The sequence below is a fragment of the Candidatus Cloacimonadota bacterium genome (assembly GCA_011372345.1).
GTDB lineage: Bacteria > Cloacimonadota > Cloacimonadia > Cloacimonadales > TCS61 > DRTC01.
Window position 1 is genome coordinate 1 of record DRTC01000408.1, and the last position, 3,713, is coordinate 3,713.

Consider the following 3,713-nt stretch of genomic DNA (forward strand, 5'->3'; position numbering starts at 1 on the left):
TACTGAATCGTTTCCTCATTTTTCATATTGGGAAAAATGTCAATCATTCAAATTCAGAATCAAATTAAAATTCTGAAATTACATTCGACTTGACACAAAAGACAGCAAATAACTTATAACTCAATTTATGGAAAATTCAATAAACAAAGGTTCAAAGATGGAAAGTATCGGTCAATATTTGAAATCTGTCCGGGAAGAAAAAAAACTCACTCTGGAAAAGATCTTCGAGATAACAAAGATCAAAGTTAGGATCCTGCAGGACATTGAAAACGATGATTTTAAAAAACTTGGTGGTTTTGGTTATGCCAAAGCAACGCTTGCTTCTTATGCCAGAGCAATCGGAGCCGATGTAAATAAAATCCTGCAGCAATTGGATCAAAAAGCGAATATCAAGCAAAAACACATTTCCCGAACAAAATCGATCCAGCCCAAGAAAATGATGATCCCAACAAATATTTTCGCAGTTACCTTATTGATCATTCTGATTATTGTCTTAACCTTGATCGTGATCAAACTCAACAAAGATGGAGTCCTCAAATCACCATTCAGAAAGAAAATAAAAGCAAAAGTCGAGACGAAAAAAGAGGTTGAAAAAAGCGATGAAATAGAAAAAGGACAGAATTCACAAAAGAAAGAGAAAGAAGGTTCTTCGACAACAGACAAATATGATTCTAAAGAAGAGAAGGAACAGAATTCCATGATTACAAACGGATCGGAGATTCGCGGTACAGAAAAAAGTCCCGATATTTATGCTTTGAACAAAGCCGCGTTGAGCGATACAACCGATTATATTGATGAATATCTGTTCAAAGGAAAAGAAAGTCCGTTCAACTATAAAGAGTGAGTTGCACCTAATTGCATTACTTCTCGTTACAAAACTCCGGTTTTGTAACGAGAAGTTGAAACTCTGATCCAAATATATTACTGCATTCCCAAATAGGAATTTGGGAACAAGAAGAAATTTATGCCCTTCGACAAAATAAAATACCAACACCTTTTACCATCAGTTCTGAAGCCAACTCGTTACATAAATCAGGAATTGAACAGTTTTCGGAAAATACCTTCTAAAAACACGATCAATTTTTGTCTTGCATTTCCTGATGTTTATGAAGTCGGTTTTTCCCATCTTGGTTTAAAGATCCTCTACTCGATCTTGAATAATGAAAAAGACGCAGTTGCAGATAGAGTTTACGCGCCCTGGCCTGATTTTGCAGAAAAGTTGAAAGAAAATAAAATTCCTCTTTTTGGATTGGAAAGTAAAGTTGCAGTAAAGGATTTCGATGTTCTCGGTTTTACTTTGCAGTCTGAATTGACTTTTACGAATATTCTTTATACTCTCGATCTTGCCCAAATTCCCTTGTTCAGCAAAGACAGAAATGAAGAACATCCTCTAATTTTAGGAGGAGGACCGTGTTCAACCAATCCTGAACCTCTAACAGATTTTTTCGATGCTTTTTTAATCGGAGATGCGGAAGAAGCGATTATCGAGATCAAGAATTGCTTGAAACAGTACAGATCAAAATCTCATGAAGAAAAACTTCAGAAATTAGCAGAAATTGAAGGAATTTATGTTCCAGCTTTATTTAATAAAAATTCCAACCGGAAAATCAGGATCAGGAAATTCCTTGATTTCAACAATCCCACAAGATCTCATCAGAACCAGTTAATTCCCTGGCTGGAACCGACTCATTTCCGCTATGTTGCGGAAATTATGCGTGGTTGCACGCGCGGATGTCGTTTCTGTCATGCCGGAATGTTCTATCGTCCGGTCAGGGAAAAAGACTCAAATATTATTTTTGAAGAATTGATCAGGGAAATCAAACAATTTGGTTGGGATGAAGCTGCTATAACTTCTCTTTCCACAAGCGATTACAGTTGTATAAAATCTCTTTTATTTGAGCTTTACGAGCATCTTAATAAACAAAATGTCAGTCTTTCTCTGCCTTCTCTACGTGTCGATACGATCGATGATGAATTGACAAAACTCCTGAATGCGATGAAGCAGACAGGACTAACCATCGCTCCGGAAGCGGGAACACAAGGACTGCGAAACATCATTAACAAAAACATTACCGAAGATGATATCCTGCAAAGTATAGAAATTGCTTTGAAAAACGGCTGGAAACTGATTAAACTCTATTTTATGATCGGTCTTCCTTTTGAAGAAGAAAAAGACATAGATGGAATTATCCGGTTAATAGAAAAGATCGTGCGAAATTCACAAAAAAAATTAAGGATAAATATCACTATTTCACCTTTTGTTCCGAAAGTTTTCACACCTTTTCAATGGTCGAAAATGGATTCGAGAGAGTCTCTGCAAAGAAAAGCCGATAAGATAAAATATTCACTGAACAGGTATAAGTTCATCAAAATCAAATATCATGAGATCAAGTCCTCAATCCTCGAATGTATTTTGGGAAGAGGAAGCAGAAAGACGGGGAAATTGCTCCATTCTGCTTATCAGAACGGTGCCAAATTCGATGGTTGGAATGAATACTTTGACTTTGGAATCTGGGAAAAAGCAGCGGCAGAATCAGATATAAATTTTGAAAAATTTCTTTCGGAAATTCCTTTGGATTCTTGTTTGGATTGGGAACATATCGATATTGGAATAGATAAGAATTTCCTCCTGAAAGAATGGGAAAATGCTAAAAATGAAATAACTCTGGAAGATTGCAAAACCGGGAAATGTTCGGCATGCGGAATTTGTAATTCGGAAATTTCCAATATTTATGCAGAAAAAAAGAAGACTAAAAGAATTAATACCCATTTGGAAAAACAACTCCTTCAACAAAATTATTTTCATTATCGTGTTTTTTTTGAGAAAAAGGGGATTATGCAGTTCGTTGCTCATCTCGACCTGGTCAGGATGCTGCAGAGGATTGTGCGAGTTTCCAGGCTTCCTATCGTTTTTACGCAAGGATTTAATGTTCATCCGCGGATCAGTCCCGGACCTCCTCTTCCGGTTGGAGTTCAGGGAGAAAATGAATACTGCGATTTTGTTTTGAAACGGGAAATTGATTTGAATGAAATTGAAACAAAACTGAAACTGACTTTTCCTGACACATTGAAAGTTAAAAAAATAGAATTCCTGCAAAATAAAAAACAACGAGCAATGGAATTCTTTAAATACGAAGAAATTGAAATCGAAATTCCTAAACAATTTTCCGAACACTTTGAAAAGCGAACGAATAATTTTCTCGATTCTGAAGAATGGTTTTTCACTCGTATCAGGAAAGGAAAAGAGCAAACCTCAAATTTAAAACAATTGATCAAAGAAATATATTTAAAGAATAATGTTTTGAATATCACCAAATCAATTATCGGTGCAAGTATTTTTGATGTTTTGAGAAAAATTTATGAAGTTGAGAGGGAAAAAACCGGGGATTTTGTGATTATCAGGAAAAGATTATTACCTGAGGGATAAAGCGGCTTATTAAATCCTGCAAAAGCTGTTGATAATTCCTGCTTGATTTGAAGTTATCTGTTTAACTTCATCACCTTTTTCCGGAACTGCAAACAGATCATATTTATAGGAAAAAACGACAAGTTTCCCATCCGGAGAAATGCGAAAATTCTTTATTTTATTTAACTGGTTATCCAGAAAGTTCACGCAAGAAAAATTCTGTTTGGAATAAAAATTGAGAGAAAAAAATCACCTTTGACCTGATCTGTCCATAGTGATTATTTCAATGGGCACATAAATAAAGATA

2 protein-coding genes are annotated in these 3,713 nt (G+C 35.4%); both read left to right on the plus strand.

What is annotated here, in order from left to right; genetic code table 11:
- Positions 1 to 127: 127 nt before the first annotated feature.
- On the plus strand, positions 128 to 844 hold the full coding sequence (locus ENL20_07990; protein HHE38499.1) for a hypothetical protein: 717 nt from the start codon (positions 128 to 130) through the stop codon (positions 842 to 844).
- A gap of 120 nt (positions 845 to 964) precedes the next feature.
- Complete coding sequence (locus ENL20_07995; protein ID HHE38500.1) at positions 965 to 3,427, plus strand: TIGR03960 family B12-binding radical SAM protein; 2,463 nt, start codon at positions 965 to 967, stop codon at positions 3,425 to 3,427.
- Positions 3,428 to 3,713 lie beyond the last annotated feature (286 nt).